The organism is Streptomyces sp. NPDC017940 (genome assembly GCF_044328435.1).
Taxonomy (GTDB): Bacteria; Actinomycetota; Actinomycetes; order Streptomycetales; family Streptomycetaceae; genus Streptomyces.
On record NZ_JBIRHJ010000010.1, the window covers coordinates 158,135 to 179,942 of the forward strand.

The 21,808-nt window shown below is 71.8% G+C and carries 15 protein-coding genes and 1 pseudogene; 8 read left to right on the forward strand and 8 right to left on the reverse strand.

Features of this window, described 5'->3' with window-relative positions:
* Positions 1–13: 13 nt before the first annotated feature.
* Positions 14–565 (forward strand): Uma2 family endonuclease, encoded by a 552-nt coding sequence (locus ACH4DX_RS31405; RefSeq protein ID WP_398157590.1) that lies wholly within the window; start codon positions 14–16, stop codon positions 563–565.
* A 142-nt stretch (positions 566–707) separates the two neighbouring features.
* Here the strand turns inward: ACH4DX_RS31405 and ACH4DX_RS31410 are convergent, their stop codons facing one another.
* Entirely contained in the window at positions 708–1,655 is a 948-nt protein-coding gene (locus ACH4DX_RS31410; protein ID WP_398157591.1) for a phosphatidylinositol-specific phospholipase C, read from the reverse strand.
* Positions 1,656–2,014: 359 nt separating this feature from the next.
* Here ACH4DX_RS31410 and ACH4DX_RS31415 point away from each other — a divergent pair, with 359 nt between their 5' ends.
* On the forward strand, positions 2,015–2,569 hold the full coding sequence (locus tag ACH4DX_RS31415; protein ID WP_398123143.1) for a glycoside hydrolase family 25 protein: 555 nt from the start codon (positions 2,015–2,017) through the stop codon (positions 2,567–2,569).
* Between the two features lie 124 nt (positions 2,570–2,693).
* On the opposite strand, the gene ACH4DX_RS31420 is transcribed toward ACH4DX_RS31415, so the two are convergent.
* The 7 genes from ACH4DX_RS31420 to ACH4DX_RS31450 form a co-directional block, all read right to left on the reverse strand.
* Positions 2,694–2,906, reverse strand: coding sequence for an EF-hand domain-containing protein (locus ACH4DX_RS31420; protein WP_398123142.1), 213 nt, complete (start codon positions 2,904–2,906; stop codon positions 2,694–2,696).
* Between the two features lie 102 nt (positions 2,907–3,008).
* On the reverse strand, positions 3,009–4,220 hold the full coding sequence (locus ACH4DX_RS31425) for a YncE family protein (protein ID WP_398123141.1): 1,212 nt from the start codon (positions 4,218–4,220) through the stop codon (positions 3,009–3,011).
* Positions 4,220–5,026, reverse strand: coding sequence for a polysaccharide deacetylase family protein (locus tag ACH4DX_RS31430; protein WP_398157592.1), 807 nt, complete (start codon positions 5,024–5,026; stop codon positions 4,220–4,222). The genes ACH4DX_RS31425 and ACH4DX_RS31430 overlap by 1 nt, the downstream gene beginning before the upstream one ends.
* Before the next feature lie 408 nt (positions 5,027–5,434).
* Positions 5,435–5,938 (reverse strand): ATP-binding protein, encoded by a 504-nt coding sequence (locus ACH4DX_RS31435; RefSeq protein WP_398123139.1) that lies wholly within the window; start codon positions 5,936–5,938, stop codon positions 5,435–5,437.
* 264 nt (positions 5,939–6,202) lie between these two features.
* Complete coding sequence (locus tag ACH4DX_RS31440; RefSeq protein ID WP_398157593.1) at positions 6,203–6,973, reverse strand: enoyl-CoA hydratase/isomerase family protein; 771 nt, start codon at positions 6,971–6,973, stop codon at positions 6,203–6,205.
* A gap of 147 nt (positions 6,974–7,120) precedes the next feature.
* Positions 7,121–8,362, reverse strand: coding sequence for an Ig-like domain-containing protein (locus tag ACH4DX_RS31445; RefSeq protein WP_398157594.1), 1,242 nt, complete (start codon positions 8,360–8,362; stop codon positions 7,121–7,123).
* Between the two features lie 216 nt (positions 8,363–8,578).
* On the reverse strand, positions 8,579–9,823 hold the full coding sequence (locus ACH4DX_RS31450; protein WP_398157595.1) for an Ig-like domain-containing protein: 1,245 nt from the start codon (positions 9,821–9,823) through the stop codon (positions 8,579–8,581).
* Between the two features lie 209 nt (positions 9,824–10,032).
* Between ACH4DX_RS31450 and glgX the strand changes: the two genes are divergently transcribed.
* From glgX to ACH4DX_RS31480, 6 genes and pseudogenes are all read left to right on the forward strand, one after another.
* Positions 10,033–12,420, forward strand: coding sequence for a glycogen debranching protein GlgX (gene glgX / locus ACH4DX_RS31455; RefSeq protein WP_398157596.1), 2,388 nt, complete (start codon positions 10,033–10,035; stop codon positions 12,418–12,420).
* A gap of 94 nt (positions 12,421–12,514) precedes the next feature.
* Positions 12,515–13,492 (forward strand): LysR family transcriptional regulator, encoded by a 978-nt coding sequence (locus tag ACH4DX_RS31460; protein WP_398123134.1) that lies wholly within the window; start codon positions 12,515–12,517, stop codon positions 13,490–13,492.
* A 274-nt stretch (positions 13,493–13,766) separates the two neighbouring features.
* Positions 13,767–15,197: a carbohydrate-binding protein gene (locus ACH4DX_RS31465; RefSeq protein ID WP_398123133.1), complete on the forward strand. Its 1,431-nt coding sequence runs from the start codon at positions 13,767–13,769 to the stop codon at positions 15,195–15,197.
* Positions 15,198–15,794: 597 nt separating this feature from the next.
* Positions 15,795–17,588 (forward strand): ABC transporter ATP-binding protein, encoded by a 1,794-nt coding sequence (locus tag ACH4DX_RS31470; protein ID WP_398157597.1) that lies wholly within the window; start codon positions 15,795–15,797, stop codon positions 17,586–17,588.
* A complete protein-coding gene (locus tag ACH4DX_RS31475; protein ID WP_398157598.1) occupies positions 17,558–19,684 on the forward strand; it encodes an ABC transporter ATP-binding protein in 2,127 nt (708 codons plus the stop codon). The genes ACH4DX_RS31470 and ACH4DX_RS31475 overlap by 31 nt, the downstream gene beginning before the upstream one ends.
* 278 nt (positions 19,685–19,962) lie before the next feature.
* A pseudogene (locus ACH4DX_RS31480) lies at positions 19,963–21,642 on the forward strand (M4 family metallopeptidase); the annotation flags it as partial.
* Positions 21,643–21,808: the final 166 nt, after the last annotated feature.

The following is a 21,808-nucleotide window of genomic DNA, read 5'->3' on the forward strand; positions in this document are numbered from 1 at the left end:
AGGAGCACCGTCCATGAGTGTCGACGTGATCACGCACACCGAGTTCCCCGCGGGATACGTGGTGTTCTTCGGCGCCGACGGAAAGATCATCATGACCCCGCAGAGCGAAGAGCACTCCAGCACGATCAGGTCGATGCAGATCGACTCTCTCGCCCTCGGCCGTCATGCGAAGGTCACCTCGGACGTCTACATCGACTTCCCCGCCGACGAGAACTCCGCCCCCGACCTGGCCATCCTGCGCGAGGACGCGCGCAAGGAGGGCAAGCGGTACAGCTTCGAGGACGTCCTGTTGATCTCGGAGGTCGTCTCCGCGTCCTCGGCACGCAAGGATTACGACGACTGCACCGCGAAGTACGGCCGGTACGGCATCCCCGTCTACCTCGTCGTGGATCCCTACGCCCGGGAAGTCGTCCTGCACACCGAGCCCACCTCCAGCGGCTACAGCACCGCCCACACCCGCGCATACGGCACGGGCAAGCTTCCCGTCCCCCTGGCCGACGGCCGCACCTTCACCCTCGACCTCGACGAACTCCCCCTGCCCGACCCGGAGCCCGACACTCACTGAGTCTGAGAAAACACGCCCCGAAGCAGAAGGCCCGGCGGCGGGCTGGGCCGGGCCCCCTCGGGCAGGACTCCAGTTCTGACCCCACCCCCCGGTCGAGCAGGTCGAGGCCGCGTCTCGCGAGTACGAGGCCTCGCCGTGAACATCATCGAGTGCTGAGCACCCCCGCCGCCCCCTGATTCCTGGCGATCAGCGTCTCCACCAGCCCGGCGCGGGTGTTCGGGTAGTCCATCGGTACGATCCCGAGCCCGCGCCAGGCCCGCCCCTCCGCGCTCTCCAGGAGGGTGTGCACCCGCGGGTTGAGGTCGTCGGCGTTCCAGCGTGGCGGCAGCCCGGCCGCGGTGCTGACGAAGTTGACGTACTGCTTGCCCGGGCTGCTCGCGGCCTTCCTGAAGTGTGCCTCGACCTTGGGGTACTTGGCGGCGGGTGCCGCGTTCCAGTCGTCCTGGAGGTCGAAGACAGCGCCGTCGCCCCACCGGAGGCCCCCGGGCAGGCCGCCGTTGTCAGCGATCAGCACGACCTTCCCGCGTACGTCACCGAGGCGCGGCCAGGCCGTCCCGATGTGGAAGAGGGACCGCCAGCCGCGCCGGTCCAGATAGTCGTCGAAGACGGCCCGGAACGCCGCGTCGCTCGCCTGCGAGTACTCCTGCTTGACGCGCATGAGGACGGTCTCCGTGGGCTGCCCGCCGAGGAAGTCCCGGCAGGCGCGCAGCACGTCGTCGAAGTTCAGGTTCTGGTAGAACGCGCCGTGGTGGATGGTGAACGAGCCTTCGAAGGCCCGGCACCGGATGTCCAGGAACCGTATCCCCGCGGCGAGTTGGGCGCTGATCGTCGTGTTCTGGCACTCCACCCACCAGCCGCCGAAGCGGGCCCCGGAGTCGTGGGTGCCGGGGATCGTCAGGCGCTGCATCGGGGTCGTGGACTCGATCCCCGCCATCCAGTTCTGCGTGCCGCGTACGCGATGTACGCCCCTTACGCCACGCGCCCGGTCCCGGCGGACGGCGCTCGCGGCCGGGGCGGACGGCGTGAGGAGGGTGGCGGAGGCCGTCGCTGCGGCGGCGGAGGCGAGGAAGGCGCGGCGGGTCAAGGGCATGTAGGGGGTCCTCGGGGTGTGCGGGGGTGCGGGGGCCGGGAGCAGTGCGCTCCTACCGAGTACAGCGAGCGGCTCGGCAAATCAACCCCCGCGCACAACTCCCCCCACCCATCACGGCGTTGAGCACCCCCCGCCCCGAATGCCTCCCCCACCCCACCCCGCGGCGTTTGATCCACCCCCCACCACCCGGATGGCCCCCCGCTCCCCCGCCCCCAACAGCCTGGACGCCAGTGCGAGGGTGGAACCGCGCGCTCCCGGGAATCACCACGTCGACCTTTCACCGTTCACCCACCGCGCGCCGGCTCCGGCCACCCCCCACCGCGGCGCCCGGCCACTCCCCCCGCCCCTGGAGGCCATCCATGCTGCGTGGCATCGACGTCAGCTCCTATCAGTCGACGTTCGACACCGACGGGCTCTCCTTCGTCTTCATAAAGGCCACGGAGGGCCGCTCGTACGTCAACCCCCGCCTCACCGCCCAGACCAAGCTCGCCCGCGACGGGGGCTGTGTCGTCGGCTACTACCACTTCCTGTGGCCCGGCAACATCACCGCCCAGGCCGAGTACTTCGTCGCCAAGGCCCCGGAGAAGAAGGGCGACATCCTGGCCGTCGACTGGGAGTGGACGGGCGACCACACGGCGGCGAGCAACAGCGAGAAGGACCGCTTCATCAGAGAGGTGAAACGGCTGCGCCCCAGCCACAGGGTCATGTTGTACTGCAATCGCGACTTCTGGCTCAACAAGGACACCACGTCCTACGCGGGCGACGGCCTCTGGATCGCCGACTACGTATCGGCGGGCAAGCCCCGCATCCAGGCGAAGTGGCGCATCCACCAGTACACGTCGACTCCGCTGGACAAGAACGTGGCGCGGTTCGCGAGCGAGGAAGCGATGCGGGACTGGGCCACGATCGACTGACACCCTCCGCCGGCCCCGCACGGGACGCGGCCCCGGACGGCGACGCGCGAAGGGGCCGCCCCCGGCGTGCCGGGGGCGGCCCCTTCGTCCTGCGTGGGCGGTCGTGCCGGGCCACGCGTGGGCGCTACTTGTTCAGGCTCGCCCAGAACTCGTCGAAGGAGAGCAGCTTGTCGCCGTTCGCGTCCTTGGACTTGATGATGGCCTCGGCGACCGACTCGGTGACGTTCCAGTCCCCCATCTGCGCCATGGCCGTCTTGTACTCCGCGGCAGTGATGAATCCGTCACCGTCCGCGTCGAACCGATCGAACGTCTTGCGTGCCTCATCTATGTCCGCCACCGGGTCCGCCCCTTCGTTTGTGCAGTACTGACGGGGGTCAGGGTAACGGCCGCCCCGGAGCGGGCCGCGGGGAGTACGGCCTTGGCCCGCGGACCGGTGGGCTCAGCGGAAGATGCCGGTGTGGCCGAGGGAGTAGCGGCCCGGCTGGGGGTAGACGGCCAGGCCGTGGGGGCCGCCGCCGACGGGGACGCGGGCGAGCTGGACGCCGGTGCGGGTGTCGATCGCGTACACCTCGGAGTCGTAGCGGCCCGACAGCCAGAGGATCTTGCCGTCCGCGGAGACGCCGCCCATGTCGGGGCTGCCGCCGTCGGGCAGGTGCCATTTCTTGGTCAGCTTGTTCCTGGTGAAGTCGAAGACCGACACCGTGCCCTCGCCGCGGTTGGAGACGTACATCTCGCGCGAGTCCCTGCCGACGTACAGGCCGTGGCAGCCCTTGCCGGTGGGCAGCAGCTTCGGCTTGCCGAAGGTGTCGCCGTCCAGGACCCACATGCCGTCGGCCATCATGTCGGCGACGTAGAACCGCTTGCCGTCCGGGGAGATCTTCACGTCCTGGGGCATGGCGCCCTTGAAGGGCAGCTTCTGCTGGCCGACGACCTTCATCTTCTCGGTGTCGACCTTGAGGAGTTCGCCGGAGAACTCGCAGGAGACGATGAAGTACCTGCCGTCGCGGGAGAAGTCGGCGTGGTTGACGCCGTAGCAGCTCACCGGCTCGGTCTTGACGCGCTTCATCGTGTGCGGGTCGCGGAAGACGAGCTCGCGGTCGAGCGAGGCCATCACGACCGCGTGCTTCCCGTTGGGGGTGAAGTAGAGGTTGTACGGGTCGTGCACCTCGACGGGCTTGCCCGCCTTGCCGGTTCTGGGGTCGATGGGTGTGAGGGTGTGGCCGCGGTTGTTGTTGACCCACAGCGTCTTCAGGTCCCAGGAGGGCACGACGTGCTGGGGCTGGACGCCGACCTTGATCGTGTCGATCACTTCGTACGTCTTGGGGTCGATCACCGACACCGTGTTGGAGTTGGTGTTGGGGACGTAGACGCGGGAGGGGAAGTCCTTGACGACCGGTGAGAGCTTGTTCGGGCGGTCGGCGGCGTAGACGTCCTTGGGGTCCAGTACGGGCGGCATGCCGGGCAGGCCCTTGACCGGCTTCGGCCGTGCGGGCTCCGGCGGGACCTTGGTGGCGGGGGCCTTGTTCTGCCGGTCGCCCTGCTCGGTGCCGCAGCCGGCGAGCAGCGCGGCGACGGCGGCCCCGGCGGCGAGGAGCGCGGCGCTCCGCCCGCTCAGGGGGGTACGGGTGCGGGTGCGGGTGCGGGTGGACATCAGGTCAGCAGCTCCGTGGTCGTGACGGCGCGCAGGCCGCGGCGGTGGAGGTCATCGAGGACGGCGGGGAGCGCGGCGACCGTGTCCGCGTACCCGAAGTGCAGGCTCACCACGGAGCCGGGGCGGGTCCCGGCGGCGACGGTGCGGGCGAGGGCCGGGGCGCCGGGCGAGGTGAAGTCCAGGGAGTCGACGTCGTACGACAGGACGTGCGGGTAGCCGGCGCGGCGTGCGAGGCGGGCGACGAGCGGGCTCGCCCGGCGGGCCCGCGAGGGCCGGAACCAGGTGCCGATGCCCCCGGTGAGCCGGCGCAGCCGGTCCGCGCAGCCGGTGATCTCCGCGTACGCGGCCGCCTCGGGCAGCGCGTTGATGTCGCGGTGGTTCAGGGTGTGGTTGCCGAGGTCGTGGCCGCCGTCGAGGACCCGGCGGGCCAGGCGCGGATGGGCGTCGAGCCAGCTGCCGACGGCGAGGACGGTGACCCGGGCGCCCGCGCGTTCGGCCTCGGCGAGCAGGGCGTGCGCGGTGCCGGGGTCGCCCTGGCCGTGGAAGGTGAGCGCGACCTCGGGGCGGCCCCGGGGGCTGTGGGTGATCTGCGCGGGCAGGCCGGGGAAGCCGCGGGGTCCCGGGGCGGGGCCGCGGCCGGTGGGGGTGCCGGTGGGTTCTCGGGCGGGGGCGGGGCGGGAGGCCGGCTCGGGGGTGCAGCCCGCGGCCGCCGCGCCCGCGACGGCGGCGAGGGCGGCCGCCGTCCGCAGGGCCGCTCGGCGGTCGGTGCCGTCGGTGCCGTCGGTGCGCTCAGTCACGCGGACCATTTAATGGCGGTTTGCTCGGAAACCTGCTGATTGACCGGTTCGCTGGTGTTTACGGGTCGGCTGGACTGGACCAAGTAAGGGGGTCCACACCTTGCCTATCGCGCCACTCAGCTGCCGTTCAGCCATCGTTTAGAAGGTGAGTGCTCTATCTCACCAAGGATTCACCTCTAAAGTGTAAGCATTTGTCCGGAAATACCCGAGTCGGGACTTTTGGATCAGTGACCCCTGTCTGCCATAGTCGAAGGAGCGACCCCCATTGACCCGGGCTCGGTCGTCCGAACGGCCGTGGACCACACCCCATTCGTTCACGGCCCCGCTCGAAGGCCCCCGACAGCGCCACACCCACGGCCCCGGGGGCTTTCGCGTACCCGCGGCCACCCGGGTCGCGCGGCGGCGGGCGGGCCGGTGTCAGCGGTCGTGGATCCGCATCTCGAACCAGGTCGTCTTGCCCCGCGGCAGCAGGTCCACGCCCCAGCGGTCGGCCAGCTTGTCGACGAGGAAGAGACCGCGCCCGCTGACGTCGAGCTCGTGGACGGGCATCAGACAGGGCAGCCCGCGCGAGGGATCGCGCACCTCGACCCGGATCCAGCCGCGCCGCCGCAGCGTCCTGAGGCCGAACACCCGGGCCCCGGTGTGCCGCACGGCGTTGCCGACGAGTTCGGACACCAGGAGCACGACATCCTCGGTGATCTTGGGCGAGAGGCCCCAGTGGCGCAGGACGACCACCTGTGCGAGCCGGCGGGCGATGGCGGCGGATTCGGGGCGCGAGGGCAGCGGCACCTCGGCGTCGACGGGGTTGCCGAACAACTCCAGGGCCTTCAGGGCGTGTTCGTCCTCCACCGCCGGAGACCAGCGCGCCGCGGTCGCACCCGTGCGCTTCCGCGGCTGTTCGACACCCTCCTGCCCCGCCATGCCCCCCATGATGGCCGCACCGCGTCCGCGGCGGGGCCGTTCCGACGGAATGGGCCCCCCGGAAGCTACCGTTCCGGGGGGCTCCGCAGGCATATGCCCATGGCAGTTCAGGTCCGGCCACACCTGCCCCCACCTGCGCTGACTGCACGCCCGCAGATGATCACGGAGCGGTTGCAACCCGGTAGCCGCAGGGTTCCCTGCAAGCTTTCGCGAACCGCCCCTTCGGGGGAAACTTTGGCTGATGGTCTTTCAACTGACCTGAAATCAGCGGAACTTCGCCTTGCCGGGCCCCTCCTCCACGAAGCTGCGCATGCCCCGCTCGCGGTCCTCGGTGGCGAACAGACCTGCGAACCACGTGCGTTCGACCGCGAGGCCGGTGTCGATGTCCGCCTCCAGGCCCGCGTCCACCGCCTCCTTGGCGGCCCGCAGCGCGAGCGCCGGTCCCTTGGCGAGGCGTGCGGCCCAGGCGTGCGCCTGCCCGTACACCTCGGCGGCGGGCACCACCCGGTCCACGAGGCCGATGGTGAGCGCCTCGTCGGCCGTGACCTGCCGGCCGGTGAAGATGAGGTCCTTGGCCCTGGCCGGGCCCACCAGGCGCGGCAGGCGCTGGGTGCCGCCCGCGCCCGGGATCAGGCCGAGCAGGATCTCTGGCTGGCCGAGCTTGGCGTTGTCGGCGGCGATGCGGAAGTCGGCGCACAGCGCCAGTTCGCAGCCGCCGCCGAGCGCGTAGCCGGTGACGGCGGCCACGACCGGCTTGGGGACGCGGGCGACGGCCGTGAAGGATTCCTGGAGCGCCCTCGACCGCACGATCATCGCCGTGTGGTCCATGGCCTGCATCTCCTTGATGTCCGCCCCGGCCGCGAACACCTTCTCACCGCCCCAGAGGACGACGGCGCGTACGTCGTCGCGGTCGGTCACCTCGGCGGCGAGGTCCTTGAGGCGGTCCTGGAGCTCGATGTCCAAGGCGTTCATGGGCGGGCGGTCGAGGCGGATCGTGCCGACGCCGTCGGCGACTTCGAGATGCACAGTTGTCATGCGGGGCACGTTAGCGGGCGTTCACGCGGAACGGCCCGGTGCACTGCGTCACAGTGCGCCGGGCCGTTCCGGAATCCGGCCGCCGGACTCCGCCGTGCGGGCCCGCCGCGGACCGGAGGGCCTGGGCCTTCCACTTCTGTGGAGGGCTCAGGCCTTCCACTTATCCCAGGACATGTTCCAGCCGCTGTAGCCGTTGTCCGGGGCGATGGTCTTGTCGTCGGAGTTCTTGACCACGACGACGTCACCGACCATCGAGCGGTCGAAGAACCAGGCGGAGGGCACCTTCTTGTCGTAGCCGCCGCGGACGTCCTGGAGGCCTATGCAGCCGTGCGAGGCGTTGTAGTTGCCGAACGCGCCGCCGCCCCAGTAGTTGCCGTGGATGAACGTGCCGGACGTGGAGAGGCGCTGGGCGTGCGGCACGTCCTTGATGTCGTACTCGCCGCCGTAGCCCACGGTCTCGCCGTTCATCCGGGTCACCTCAAGACGCTCGCTGATGACCATCTGGCCGTTCCACGTCTCGTAGCCGGGCTTGCCGGTGGTGACCGGGATCTTCTTCAGGACCTTGCCGTCGCGTACGACGGTCATCTTCTTGGTCTTGACGTCGACGGTGGAGACCTGGCTGCGGCCGATCTCGAAGCGGATGGTCTTGGCCTGCTCGCCGTAGACGCCGGGACGGCCCTCGACGCCGTCGAGGTCGAGCCGCACGGTGACCTTGGTGCCGGGCTTCCAGTACTTCTCCGGGCGGAAGTCGAGGCGGTCGTTGCCGAACCAGTGGCCCTCGACGGGCACGGACGGCTCGGTCGTGATGCGGATCGCCTTCTCCACGGCCCGCGGGGCGGTGATGCCGCGGGTGAAGCGCACGGAGAACGGCATGCCGACGCCGACCTTCGTCCCGTCCTCCGGTGTGAACTGGCCGGTGAAGGTGTTCTCGGGCACCAGCGTGGTGAACGTCGAGTCCTTGGCGGCGGTGCGGCCCTCGGAGTCCTTGGCGATCGCGTGGACCTTGTACTCCGTACCGGAGGCGAGGTGCTTCGCGGGCGTCCATTTCGCGCCACCGGAAGTGATCTTTCCGGGTACGGCCCTGCCCTTCGGGCCCTTCACCGTCACTTCGGTGAGCTTGCCGTCGGCGGCGGATATCCTCAGCGCGCCACTGGTCGCCACGGCCTTGGTGCCGTCCTTGGGGGCTATGGTGACGACGGCCCGCGAGGGCTCGTTGGCGTCCGCCCCGCCCTTGCCGCCATCGCCGTCACCGTTGGATCCGCCACCGCCGCACGCGGTCACGAACAGCAGCGTCGCCCCGGACGCGGTCGCGAACAGTGTCCTGGCGCCCCGCCGCCGCCCGCGCTTTCGCGCGTGGGCCGACGCCCCCGATATCGGTCGCCCGTTCAAGATTTTCTCCCCTCGCACGGCCCGCTGAGGCCCGCACTCCAGTGCCCGGCGCGGTGGTCGAGAATGAGCCGACTCGCGCACTGCGCCAGATAACCACAGGGCCCGGAGCGATGACTCCCCGCCAATGTCACCGTTCCGTTCCAACTGTGTTCATGGTGCGGGCCCGTGACCTTCAGGGGCGGTTCGTACGGGGGTTCTTGTCGCCCTTCTCCCCTTCTACGGCTTTGGCCTCTTTGCTTCGGGCCTTCCTGTCTCTCGGCCCTCCTTCTTCCCGGCCTTCCCGGCCTTCCCGGCCTTCTCGGGCTTCTTTCCCGTCGTCCACTCCTGCCAGGTCATGTTCCAGCCGCTGAGGCCGTTGTCGGGAGCGACCTTCTTGTCCTTGCTGCGGACGACCTCGACGACGTCGCCGACCAGGGAGCGGTCGAAGAACCAGCCCGCCGGCGTCCTCGGGCTGCCGCCCTTCACGTCGCGCAGGCCCACGCAGCCGTGGCTGACATTGGTCTTGCCGGGGGCGTCGGGCGCCCAGTAGTTGCCGTGCAGGAAGGTGCCCGAGGTGGTGAGGCGCATCGCGTGCGGGACGTCGGGGATGTCGTACTCGCCGCCGAAGCCGACCGTGCGGCTGTTCATGCGGGTCATCTCCAGCATCTCGGTGACGACCATCCTGCCGTTGTACGTGGGGGTCTTCGGGGCGCCCGCGGTGATCGGCACGGTCGAGATCACCTTGCCGTCGCGGCGCACCTTCATGGTGTGCTCGGCGGCGTCGACCACGCTGACCTGGCTGCGGCCGATGGTGAAGGAGACCGTCCTGTCCTGGAGGCCGTAGACGCCGGGTGCGGCCCGCACGTCCCGCAGGCCGAGGTCGACGGTGACCTCGGTGCCCGGCCTCCAGTACTTCTCGGGGCGGAAGTCGAGACGGGTGGAGCCGAACCAGTGCGGGCGGATCTCGACGCCCGGTTCCGCGGTGACGCGCACGGCGCGCTGGACGGCCTTCCTGTCGGCGACCTCGCGGTTGAACTCCAGTGAGACGATCATGCCGGTGCCGACCGTGGCGCGGTTCTCCGGCGCGACGTAGGCGATGAGGCGCTCGTCGGGGACGAACGTGGTGAACGTCGTGTGCCGTGCCGTGCGCCGGCCGTGGCCGTCGAGCGCGACCGCGTCCACGGTGTACTTCGCGGCGAGCGCGAGCGGCCCGCGGGCCACCGGGCGCCAGGTCGTGCCGTCCTCGCCGATGCGCCCGGGCACCTCCGTCTCCCGCGCGTCCTGGGACCGCACCACCTTCACCGACTCCAGGCGCCCGGCCGGCACCCGTACCTCCAGCCGCTCGTGCGCGCGCACGTTCTTGTCGCCGTCGCCCGGCGTGACCCGGATCGCGTCGGCGGGCCTCGGCGGCTTGCCGAGGAGCCCGTCGAACTCCGTCCCCGTGCACCCCGCGGCGCCGAGTGCCAGTCCTGCCCATGCCACCGCTGCGGCCAGTACGGCCCCTGCGCGCCGAGCGCGCCTCGTTGCCTGTCTCACGTGGGTCCCAACGACCGCGCCCGCCCGGGGAAACGTGAGTGCGACGCACCGGATGGGCAGAACAGACAGAAGGACGCCGTGCGGGCAGCCGCGGCCGGGACGCCGCGCGCCCTCTTCCCGCGCGTCCACAGGCCCGAGCCGCGGGAGGCTGAACGGTGTCGAGCGCAGCCGAGCACAAGGCGGTGCAAGGGGCGCGTGCCCTTGGCCGTGACCGGCAGGACGGCGGTACGGCCACGGCGGGAGCGAGCAACGGGGGGCGCGCCGCCCGCCGTCGCGAGGCCCCCGCGCGGACGGTGTGGCCGGGGGCGCCGACGCCGCTCGGCGCCCGGTTCCGGGTGGGGCCCGACGGGGTGGCGGGCACCAACTTCGCGCTGTGGGCGGGGGGTGCGGAGGCCGTCGAGCTGTGCCTGTTCGACACTCCCGACGACCACGCGGACCACGCGGACGGCGCGGGTGACGGTGGCGCGGGGAACGGCCGCCGCCCCGGTGGCGCGACGGTCGAGACCCGCTGTCGGCTGACCGAACTCACCCACGAGATCTGGCACGGCTTCGTGCCGGGTGTGCTGCCGGGGCAGCGGTACGGCTTCCGGGTGCACGGCCGCTGGGACCCGTGGACCGGCGCCCGCTTCAACCCGGCGAAGCTGCTGCTGGACCCGTACGCCCGCGCGGTCGACGCGGGCGCGGGCCACGACTACGGCGCGCTGCCGCCTGAGGTGTACGGCCATGTGCGTGACTGGCCGCAGCAGCACGTCGCCGACACCGTGCGCGACGACCGCGACTCGGCCCCGTACGTGCCCAAGGGTGTCGTGGTGCACGACGACGCGCCGGACGACGAGTGGTGCGACGACCGGCGCCCGAAGACCCCGTGGGCGGACTCGGTCATCTACGAAGTGCACGTACGCGGGTTCACCAAGCTGCACCCCGGGGTCCCCGAGGAGCTGCGCGGCACCTACGCCGGGCTCGCGCACCCTGCTGCCGTCGAGCACCTGGTGCGGCTCGGCGTGACGGCCGTCGAACTGCTTCCCGTGCACCAGTTCGCGCACGAGGATCATCTGCTGCGGCGGGGCCTTCGCAACTACTGGGGCTACAACTCGATCGGCTACTTCGCCCCGCACGCGGCGTACGCGGCCTCCGGCACCCGCGGCCAGCAGGTCGGCGAGTTCCGGCGGATGGTGCGGGCGCTGCACGAGGCCGGCATCGAGGTGATCCTCGACGTCGTCTACAACCACACGGCGGAGGCGGGCGAGCTGGGGCCGATGCTGTCCCTGAAGGGCATCGACAACCGCGGCTACTACCGCCTCCAGGACGACGCCCGCCGCTACGCCGACTACACGGGCTGCGGCAACACCCTGCACGTCGTGCAGCCGCAGGTGCTTCGCCTGATCACCGACTCGCTGCGGTACTGGGTGTCGGAGATGGGCGTGGACGGCTTCCGCTTCGACCTGGCCGCGGCGCTCGCCCGCTCCTTCCACGACGTCGACATGCTCTCGCCGTTCCTCGCGGTCATCGCGCAGGACCCGGTCCTCAGACGGGTGAAGCTGATAGCCGAGCCGTGGGACGTGGGCTCCGGAGGCTACCAGGTGGGGGCGTTCCCGCCGCTGTGGACGGAGTGGAACGATCAGTACCGGGGCGCGGTGCGGGACTTCTGGCGGGGCGCGCTGCCCGATGTGCGGGACCTCGGTTACCGCCTGTCCGGGTCCAGCGACCTGTACGCGTGGGGCGGGCGCCGCCCGTACGCGTCGGTGAACTTCGTGACGGCCCACGACGGCTTCACCCTGCGCGACCTGGTCTCGTACGAGCGCAAGCACAACGAGGCCAACGGCGAGGGCAACAGGGACGGCTCGGACGACAACCGGTCATCCAACTGCGGCGTCGAGGGCGAGACGGACGACGCGGACGTGCTCGCGCTGCGGCGGCGGCAGCTGCGGAACCTGCTGACCACGCTGCTGCTGTCCACCGGGGTGCCGATGCTCGTCGCGGGGGACGAGATGGGGCGCACGCAGCGCGGCAGCAACAACGCCTACTGCCAGGACAACGAGGTCGGCTGGGTGGACTGGGGGCTGCGCGAGGAACCGGGGTGGCGGGCGCTGCTGGATCTGACGTCCCGGCTCATCGCGCTGCGGCACCGGCATCCGGTGCTGCGGCGCCGCGCCTTCTTCTCGGGCCGGGCGCACTCCGCGGACGGGCTGCGGGACCTGGCGTGGTTCACGGCGCGGGGTACGGAGATGACGCAGGCCGACTGGTACGCGCCCGCGGCCACGCTCGGCATGTATCTGTCCGGCCGTGACATTCCCGGGCGGGACGCGCGCGGGGCGCCGGTGACGGACGACAGCTTCCTCGCCGTGCTGCACGCCGCGGACCGTCCGCTGGACTTCGTGCTGCCGGGACCGCCGTGGGCCGCGGCCTACGCGGTGCTCGTCGACACCTCCCTGGAGGAGCAGGCCCGGGCGCCACAGACGCTGCTCGCCGCGGGGGCGCCGGTGACACTGGCCGCGCGGTCGGTGCTGCTGCTGCGGGTGGTGCCGGGGGAGAGCGGAGCGTGAGGTGTCTGCTGCGGAAACCCCGCGCGTCTTTTGACGTTCATTCAGGTACGTACCAAGTATTGCCCGTGGCGCGGGGGCGGACGAAGCTCACCGCATGGACCTGGAGTTGCGGCATCTGAGGACGATCCGGGCGATCGCCGACGCGGGCAGCCTCACCAAGGCCGCCACCGCGCTCGGGCTCGCACAGCCCGCGCTCAGCGCGCAGCTGAAACGGATCGAGCGGGCCCTGGGCGGCGAGCTGTTCGAACGCGGCAGGTTCGGGGTGCGGCCCACCCCGCTCGGCGAGTTCGTGCTCGCGCGCGCCCGCATCGTGCTGCCCGCGGTCAGCGGGCTCCAGGAGGAGGCCGAGCGGTTCAGCCGGGTCTGGCAGGACCAGCGCGGCTTCCGGCTCGGCGCCACCCACGGGCCGCTGCTCGGCGGCCTGGTGGACCGGCTCGCCGCCGCTTACCCGGACCGTCCCGTGTCGACGTACACCACCTGGTCGGAGCGGGACATCGCCGGGCAGGTCGCGGAGGCCAGGCTCGACTTCGCGCTCATCGGCACGTGCGGGGCGAGCACGCCGCCGGAGAGCGAGCGGCTCGTGTGGCGCGAGGTCGCGCGGGACCCGGTGTTCGTCATGCTGACCACCGGGCACCGCCTCGCCGGTGCCGCGCAGGTCGAGCTGGCCGAGCTGGCCGACGAGGCGTGGACGGACGTGCCGGGCGACGGGTGCTTCGGTGACTGCTTCACGGCCGCGTGCGCGCGGGCGGGCTTCACCCCGGCATCGGTGTACGAGACCGACACCGCGTCGTGCGTCCACCTGGTGCAGGTGGGGCGGGCGGTGGGGCTGTGCCGGGCCACGTTCCCGCCCACCGCGGGGGTCGTGACGCTGCCGCTCGCCGGGGCGCCGCTGTACTGGCGGCATCTGCTCGGCTGGCATCCGGAGACGTACGCCCATGACACCGCGGCGGCCGTGTTCGCCCACGCCAGGGCCGCGCACGCCGAGGCGGCGGCGCGGAGCGAGAGCTACTCGGCCTGGCTCGCCACGCCGGGGACCGCCGCGCCCGGGTCCGCCGCGGAGCAGCACCCTTAGGGGTCCGCCGCGGAGCAGCACCCCCGGGGATCCGCCGCGGAGCAGCACCCCTAGGATCCGGCCGCCCTGGCCGGAGCCGGTTGCCGGGCGGCCCGGCGCCGGGGGCCGTGCGGTGGTCCGCGCGCGGTTCCATAACACCACGGCAGGGGGTCAACTGGCATCTACTGAGGGCATGTTGACCCTTCTACGGTGTGGTCGACCGGAGAACGAGCGGATCCCGCTTCCCCGCATTCCTGGATCCGCCGCTCCCCGTCCACACCGAGGAGAGACCCCCATGCAGCACAGACACCCCTCCCCGACTCGACGTAGCTGTACCGCTCGCCATCGCGTACAGGCGGCCGGTGCCGCCCTCGCGGCCGCCGGCGCGCTCGTACTGGCCGGACTGCCGGGCTCCGCGTCCGCGCAGTCCGACGCTCCGTCGCTCACCTCCCCCACATCCTCCCCGCGCGACGCCGCCGCCACCGCAGCCGTGGCCAAGACGTCGCCCGAGGTCCTGAAGGCCATGCAGCGCGACCTCGGCCTGACCGCGGCGCAGGCCAAGGCGCGTCTGGCCAACGAGGCGGAAGCGGGCGCGACCGCGGGTTCCCTGCGATTCGCGCTCGGCCGTGACTTCGCGGGCGCCTGGGTGACCGGCGCCACCTCGGGCTCGCTCACCGTCGCCACCACCGACGCCCGGGACGTCGCGGCCATCGAGGCCGAGGGCGCCCGCGCCCTGGTGGTGCGGCACTCCGTCGCCCAGCTCGACGCGGCGAAGGCCAAGCTGGACCGGGCCGCCAAGAGCACCCGGACGGCCGACGCGCCCGTGTGGTACGTCGACGTGAAGTCCAACGCGATCGTCGTGGACGCCGTGCGGACCTCGGCGGCCGACAAGCTCGTCGCCCGGGCCGGAGTCGACGCCGGCCTGGTGAAGATCAGGAAGACCGCCGACCGGCCCCGCTCCTTCTACGACATCGTGGGCGGCGAGGCGTACTACATGGGCAGCGGCGGCCGCTGCTCGGTCGGCTTCTCCGTCACCCAGGGCGCCACCCAGGGCTTCGCGACCGCGGGCCACTGCGGCCGGGCGGGCACCACGACGCGCGGCGTCAACCAGCAGGCCCAGGGCACCTTCCGGGGCTCGATCTTCCCGGGCCGGGACATGGCGTGGGTGGCTGCCAACGCCCAGTGGACGGCCACACCGTACGTGAAGGGCTCCGGCGGCCAGCGCGTGGGCGTGGCGGGCTCGACCCAGTCCCCGGTGGGCGGCTCGATCTGCCGCTCCGGATCGACCACCGGCTGGCACTGCGGAACGATCTCGCAGCACAACACCAGCGTCACCTACCCCGAGGGCACCATCAGCGGTGTGACGCGCACGACCGTGTGCGCGGAGCCCGGTGACTCCGGCGGCTCGTACATATCGGGCAGCCAGGCGCAGGGCGTCACCTCGGGCGGCTCGGGCAACTGCCGCTCCGGCGGGACCACGTTCCACCAGCCGATCAATCCGCTCCTTCAGCAGTACCAGCTGACGCTGAAGACCACGGGCGGCGGCCAGGACCCGGGCCCCGGCCCCGGCCCCGGTGACCCGACCGGCACCTGGGCGGCGGGCACCGTCTACGCGGCCGGTGACACGGTCACCTTCGACGGCGCCACCTACCGCTGCCTGCAACCGCACCAGGCGCAGCCCGGCTGGGAGCCGGCGAGCACCCCCGCGCTGTGGGAACAGGCCTGACGAAGGGACACTGACCCGCTCGGGCCCGCCCTGACCGGCGGGCCCACCGGGCCCCGCAACGGGCCCCACACACATCCGCGCTGGTGGGAGCGCGGGTGCGGACCCCAGGGCGGGGAGGTCGTGACTCCGGGGGGAGGCACGGCCGCAAGGACCGGATTCCGGCCTCGGCCGACCGTGTGGGCGGTCGGCCGAGGAACCCGCGGCCGTCGGCTGGCGCCACTGCCGCGGCACGGTCCTTGGCGCCCGACTCGCCGAGCGTGTGGGCGAGATGGGTCTTGACCGTGGCGTCGTCTGCACAGCCCCGCGGCGACGCCCCGGTTCGAGGTGCCCCCGGTGACGGGCGCGAGCACTCCCCGTAAGCGGGTGCTCAGCGATTCGTCGCCGGGGGCACGCACGTGTTCGGCCGCACGTGTGCCGTCGCACGTGTTCCGCCGCACGTGTTCCGCCGCACGTGTTCCAGCACGCCGCCCGTGACCGGCGCGGCGGCCTACGGCAGTACGGCATGCGGGAGGCGGCAGGGCCTAGGACCAGCGGAGGACCTCGACCGGTCCGAAACTCGCTGGGCGCTGTCAGTGGCGAAACGTAGGCTCGCCCCTGATGCCGACGACAGATGCACCTGCCGAGGAACCGGGCGGACGGTCCGCCGTCCGGACGCTCAGACGGCTGTGGCCGTATGTCCGTCCCGTACGCACGCGCCTGTTGGTCGCGGGGTTCGTCGCCATCGTGGCGTCGTGCACGGGCCTGGTGTTCCCCCTCGTCCTGAAGTGGATGGTGGACGGCCCCGTGGCCGACCGGGACACCGGGGGCGTCTGGCTCGGCGCCCTCCTGCTCCTCGGGCTCGGCGTCGTCGAGGCCCTCCTCTTCGGGTTCCGCCGCTGGCTGGTCGCGCGGCCGCTCGCCGGTGTCGAGGCCGACATGCGGGCCGATCTCTTCCGCCACCTCCAGCGGGTCCCGGTCGCCTTCCACGACCGGTGGGCTTCGGGGCAGTTGCTCTCGCGCGGGACGACGGACCTGATGCTGCTGCGCATGTTCCTGGCGTTCCCGCTGACGTTCCTCGTGGTCAACGGCGCGACCATCCTCGTGGGCATGGCGATCCTGCTCGCCCAGGACTGGGCACTCGGCCTGGTGCTGCTCATCCCCGTGGTGCCGATGGTGGTCTTCATCGCCTACTTCGAGGGCCGGTACGCCGCCGTGTCGCGGCGCGCGCAGGACCAGGTGGGCGATCTGACGACCGTCGTCGAGGAGAGCGTCCTCGGCATCCGGATCACCAAGGGCTTCGGGCGGCACCGCAGTCAGGCCCTGGCGTTCCGCGCTCTCTCCCGCACGCTGCGCGGCACGGAGCTGGCCAAGGCCCGGCTGCTCGCCGCGATCAACGGCGTCATCATGACGCTGCCGGAGCTGGCGATCGGGGCGGCGCTGGTCCTGGGCTCGGTGCAGGTGGCCGACGGCGACCTGTCGACGGGCACGCTGGTGGCGTTCCTGTCCACGGCCCTCGCGCTGCGCTGGCCGGTGGAGTCGATCGGCTTCCTGCTCGCGATGAGCCAGGAGGCGGCGACGGCCACGGAGCGGTACTTCGAGGTGCTCGACGCGGAGCCGGAGTCCGACACCGGCCCGGAGCGGAAGCCGGAGCCCGACCCGGGCCCGGTGCCCGTGGACGGCATCCGCTTCGACGCCGTCCAGTTCCGCTACCCCGACGCGCCGGACGGCTCCCCGGCCGTCCTGGACCGGATCGACCTGCACATACGCACCGGCGAGACCATGGCGCTCGTCGGCGCCACCGGCAGCGGCAAGACGACGCTGACGGCTCTCGTGCCCCGGTTGTACGAGGTGACGGGCGGGCGCATCACGCTCGACGGTGAGGACATCGCCGCGATGCCGCGCGAACGGGTGCGCTCGCTGGTGTCCATGGCCTTCGAGGAGCCCACGCTGTTCTCCGCCTCCGTGGGCGAGAACGTCCTCATGGGCTCCGGCGGGGATACGGGCTCCGACGGGTTGGACCGGGCGCTCGCGGTGGCGCAGGCGGAGTTCGTGCACGCCCTGCCGCAGGGGGCGGACACCCAGGTCGGGGAGCAGGGGCTGAGCCTGTCGGGCGGCCAGCGGCAGCGGCTCGCACTGGCCCGCGCGGTGGTCGGCGACCCGCGCTTCCTCGTGCTCGACGACCCGCTCTCCGCCCTCGACGTGCACACCGAGGCGCTGGTGGAGGCGGCACTGCGGCGGGTCCTGAAGGACACCACGGCCCTGGTGGTGGCGCACCGCCCGTCGACGGTCCTGCTCGCCGACCGGGTCGCGCTGCTGTCCGGGGGCCGCGTGGCGGCGGTGGGCACGCACCAGGAACTGCTGCGGGAGAACGCGGAGTACGCATGGCTGATGTCTGGGGGGACGGAAGGATGAGCACGGTCGACGACGAGAGGTCCACGACACCCACGGAAGCCACCGTCTCCACCGGCGCGGAGGGCTCCGCCGACGCGGAACGCGCCACCGGCGTGGAAGGCGCCACCGACGCAGCGGGCACCACAGGCACCGCGGGAGCCACCAACGCCGCAGGCACCGCAAACACCACCGGCCCCGCCGAAGCCCCCGCCCCCGGCACCCCCACCACCGCCTCTCCCCTGTGCGCCCCCGGCGACACCCTCGACGACGCCTTCGACGAGGACTCGCTCCCCGCTCCCCCCGGCGCCACCGGCGCCCTGCTGCGCTCCCTCCTCGCGCCCCGTCGCGCCCGCGTCGCCGTGGCCGCGCTGCTGCTTCTGGTGCAGCAGGCGGCCGTCCAGGCGGGGCCGCTGCTCGTCGCGTACGCCATCGACCGTGCCGTGCCCGCCTTCCGCGCGGGCGACCACGGTCCGCTGATCACGGTGGGTGCGGCCTATCTGGGGTGCGCGGTGGCGGCGGGAGCCTTCCAGTACGCGTTCGTCCTGGCGTCCGCGCGCGTCAACCAGGACGTGCTGCTCGATCTGCGGGGCCGCATCTTCCGGCACGCGCAGGCGCTCAGCGTGGACTTCCACGAGCGGTACACCTCGGGGCGGTTGATCTCCCGCTCGACCACGGACGTGGAGTCGCTGCGCGAACTCCTGGAGGAGGGCCTCCAGGAACTCCTCACGGTCGTCCTGTCGTTCGTCTCCATCTCCGTGCTGCTGCTCTGGCTCGACCTCGGCCTCGGCGCGGTCGCCGTCGCCTCCTTCGTCCCCCTGTACCTCCTGATCCGCCTGTACCAGCGGCGCGCAGGCAAGGTCTACCGTGCCCGTTCCACGGCCGTCGCCGCCGTCATCGTGAAGTTCACGGAGACGATGAACGGCATCCGCCCGGTACGGGCGTTCCGCCGCGAGCGGGCCAACGAGGAGCAGTTCGGCACGCTGAACCACCGGCACGAGCGCACCAACGGCGACGCGCTCCTGGAGATGGCCCGGTACGTGGTGGGCTCGCGCCTGGTCGCGAACACCGCGGTCGCGGGGATCGTGCTGTGGGGCGCGTACCGCGTCGCGCAGGACACACTCGCGCTCGGTGTGCTCGCCGCGGCCGTGCTCTACCTGCGGCGGCTCTACGACCCCATCGACCGGCTCGGGATGTTCCTCAACTCCTACCAGTCCGCGGCGGCGTCGCTGGAGAAGATCGCGGGTCTGCTCGCGCAGGAGCCGTCCGTGCCGGAGCCCGCGCCCGGCACCGACAAGCCGCTGCCGCCGCTCGCCTCGGCGCGGCCGGGCAGGACCGTCGAGTTCGACGGCGTCCGCTTCGCCTACCGCACCGGCGGGGAGGTGCTGCCGCGCTTCGACCTCACGCTGCCTGCCGGGCAGACCGTGGCCGTGGTCGGCTCCACCGGCGCGGGCAAGTCGACCCTCGCCAAGCTGCTCGCCCGCTTCTACGACCCCTCGCCGGACGCGCCGGACACCCCCGGCCGGGAGGGCGCCGCCGGTGGCCGCGTGCTGCTGGACGGCGTCGACCTGCGCGACCTGACGACCGCCGAGCTGAGGCGCGGTGTCGTGATGGTCACGCAGGAGGCGTTCCTGTTCTCCGGCACGGTCGCGGAGAACATCGCGATCGGGCGCCCCGACGCCACCCGCGAGGACGTCGAGAGGGCCGCGAAGGCCATCGGTGCCCACGACTTCATCGCCTCCCTTCCCGACGGCTACGACACCGACGTACGCAAGCGCGGCGGCCGCATCTCGGCGGGTCAGCGCCAGTTGGTGGCGTTCGCCCGCGCCCTCCTCGCCGACCCCGCCGTCCTGATCCTGGACGAGGCCACCAGCTCCCTGGACATCCCCGGTGAGCGGGCCGTGCAGCGGGCGATGGACACCGTGCTGCACGGCCGCACCGCCGTCGTCATCGCCCACCGCCTGTCGACCGTGGAGATCGCCGACCGTGTCCTCGTGATGGAGCACGGCCGCATCGTGGAGGACGGCCCGCCCGCCGAACTCATCGCCGGCACCGGTCCCTTCGCGGAGCTGCACCGGGCGTGGCGGGACAGCGTGGTGGGCGGGGGCGGGACCTCGTAGCGCCCGGCCGGAGAAGGTCAGAACCCGCATACCGGACACAAGAATTCGGGCACCGAACGTAATCCAGCCAATGTCGGTTCACTCACCTGACATGTCCCTGACTTGAATGGCACTCTTCCCCTCACCAGTCGCACGCGCGCTCACGCGTGAGCGGCGGGCGCGCCCCGTGCGCGCCGTTCCGTACAGCACCACGTACTGCCCTGCTCCGCCCCGGACGGTCACCGCCGTCCGGACGCCCCCTGGCCGCCCGATCGGCGGTCGCGCAGAAGGAGTTCGTGTTGAGCACATCCCCCACCCCCCGCAGCAGTTCCGCACGTCGGCGGGCCACCGCCGTCGGCACGTTCACGGCCGTCGCCGCCCTGCTGGGCATGGCCGTGCAGGCGGGCACCGCGTCCGCCGACGGGCAGTCGTCGGGCACCAGGGCCGACACCGGCGCCCTGCCCGCGAAGCTCTCGCCGTCGCAGCGCGCGGAGCTGATACGCGAGGCGGACGCGAGCAAGGCCGCCACCGCCGCCACGCTCGGCCTCGGCGCCAAGGAGAAGCTCGTCGTCCGCGACGTGATCAAGGACCGTGACGGAACCACCCACACCCGTTACGAGCGCACCTACGCGGGACTGCCCGTACTCGGCGGCGACATGGTGGTCGCCACCGACAAGGCGGGCGAGGTCACCGACGTCAACCGGGCATCGAAGGCCAGCCTCAAGGGGCTCGGCACCGACGCCGAGGTGAAGGCCGCCGCCGCCGAGAAGCAGGCGCTCGGCGCCGCCAAGGCCGAGAAGTCCACGAAGACCAAGGCGGCCAAGGAGCCGCGCAAGGTCGTCTGGCTCGCCGACCCCAAGGGCGGCGCCCCGGTCCTCGCGTACGAGACCGTCGTCGGCGGCCTCCAGAAGGACGGCACGCCCAACGAGCTGCACGTCGTGACCGACGCGGCCACCGGCAAGAAGCTGGGGCAGTGGCAGGGCGTCCACCAGGGCACCGGCAACACCCAGTACAGCGGCCAGGTCCCGCTCACCACCCAGCAGTCGGGCTCGCAGTACACGCTGACCGACACCGCGCGCGGCAACCACCAGACGCGCAACCTGAACCGCAGCACGTCGGGCTCGGGCACGCTGTTCAGCGGCCCGGACGACGTCTGGGGCAACGGGCAGGCGTCCAACGCCGAGACCGCGGGCGCGGACGCCCACTACGGCGCGGCCCTGACCTGGGACTACTACAAGAACGTGCACGGCCGCAACGGCATCAGGAACGACGGCAGGGGCGCCTCGTCCCGCGTGCACTACGGCAACAACTACGTCAACGCCTTCTGGCAGGACTCCTGCTTCTGCATGACGTACGGCGACGGCACGGGCAACGCCAAGCCGCTGACGTCGATCGACGTGGCCGCGCACGAGATGACCCACGGCGTCACGGCGGCGACCGGCAACATGCAGTACAGCCGTGAGCCCGGCGGCCTCAACGAGGCGACCAGCGACATCTTCGCCGCCGCCGTCGAGTTCGGCGCGAAGAACTCCTCGGACGTCGGCGACTACCTCGTCGGCGAGAAGATCGACATCCGGGGCAACGGCACGCCGCTGCGCTACATGGACAAGCCCTCCAAGGACGGCTCGTCGCTCGACAACTGGAGCAGCAGGGCCGGAAGCGTCGACGTGCACTACTCGTCGGGCATCGCCAACCACTTCTTCTACCTGCTGTCCGAGGGCAGCGGGAAGAAGGTCGTGAACGGCGTCTCCTACGACTCGCCGACGTACGACAACAAGCCCGTGACCGGCATCGGCATCGACAAGGCCGCCAAGATCTGGTTCCGCGCGCTGACCACGAAGTTCAACACGACCACCAACTACGCGAAGGCGCGCACCGACACCCTCGCCGCCGCCAGTGAGCTGTACGGCGGCACGAGCAGCGCCGAGTACCAGGCGGTGGCCAACGCCTGGGCGGCGGTCAACGTCGGTTCCCGGCCATAGCCGAGACCCCGTGAGGGGGTGCCGCCCCCGGGGTGTGGAAACACTCCCGCCCCGGTGGCGGCGCCCCTGTTCCCCCCACTGTTCGCATTACGGACCTTGACCTTCGGCCAACGGACGCATTTTGGCCAACATTCAATCAAGGTCATGACATGTACCTGGCCCA

Coding starts and splice junctions, on each gene's coding strand:
- ACH4DX_RS31425 (WP_398123141.1), bottom strand. CDS start 4,220: ATGTCCACCCGCACCCGCACCCGCACCCGTACCCCCCTGAGCGGGCGG.
- ACH4DX_RS31405 (WP_398157590.1), top strand. CDS start 14: ATGAGTGTCGACGTGATCACGCACACCGAGTTCCCCGCGGGATACGTG.
- ACH4DX_RS31460 (WP_398123134.1), top strand. CDS start 12,515: ATGGACCTGGAGTTGCGGCATCTGAGGACGATCCGGGCGATCGCCGAC.
- ACH4DX_RS31415 (WP_398123143.1), top strand. CDS start 2,015: ATGCTGCGTGGCATCGACGTCAGCTCCTATCAGTCGACGTTCGACACC.
- ACH4DX_RS31440 (WP_398157593.1), bottom strand. CDS start 6,973: ATGACAACTGTGCATCTCGAAGTCGCCGACGGCGTCGGCACGATCCGC.
- ACH4DX_RS31475 (WP_398157598.1), top strand. CDS start 17,558: ATGGCTGATGTCTGGGGGGACGGAAGGATGAGCACGGTCGACGACGAG.
- ACH4DX_RS31410 (WP_398157591.1), bottom strand. CDS start 1,655: ATGCCCTTGACCCGCCGCGCCTTCCTCGCCTCCGCCGCCGCAGCGACG.
- ACH4DX_RS31465 (WP_398123133.1), top strand. CDS start 13,767: ATGCAGCACAGACACCCCTCCCCGACTCGACGTAGCTGTACCGCTCGC.
- ACH4DX_RS31435 (WP_398123139.1), bottom strand. CDS start 5,938: ATGGCGGGGCAGGAGGGTGTCGAACAGCCGCGGAAGCGCACGGGTGCG.
- ACH4DX_RS31470 (WP_398157597.1), top strand. CDS start 15,795: ATGCCGACGACAGATGCACCTGCCGAGGAACCGGGCGGACGGTCCGCC.
- ACH4DX_RS31430 (WP_398157592.1), bottom strand. CDS start 5,026: ATGGTCCGCGTGACTGAGCGCACCGACGGCACCGACGGCACCGACCGC.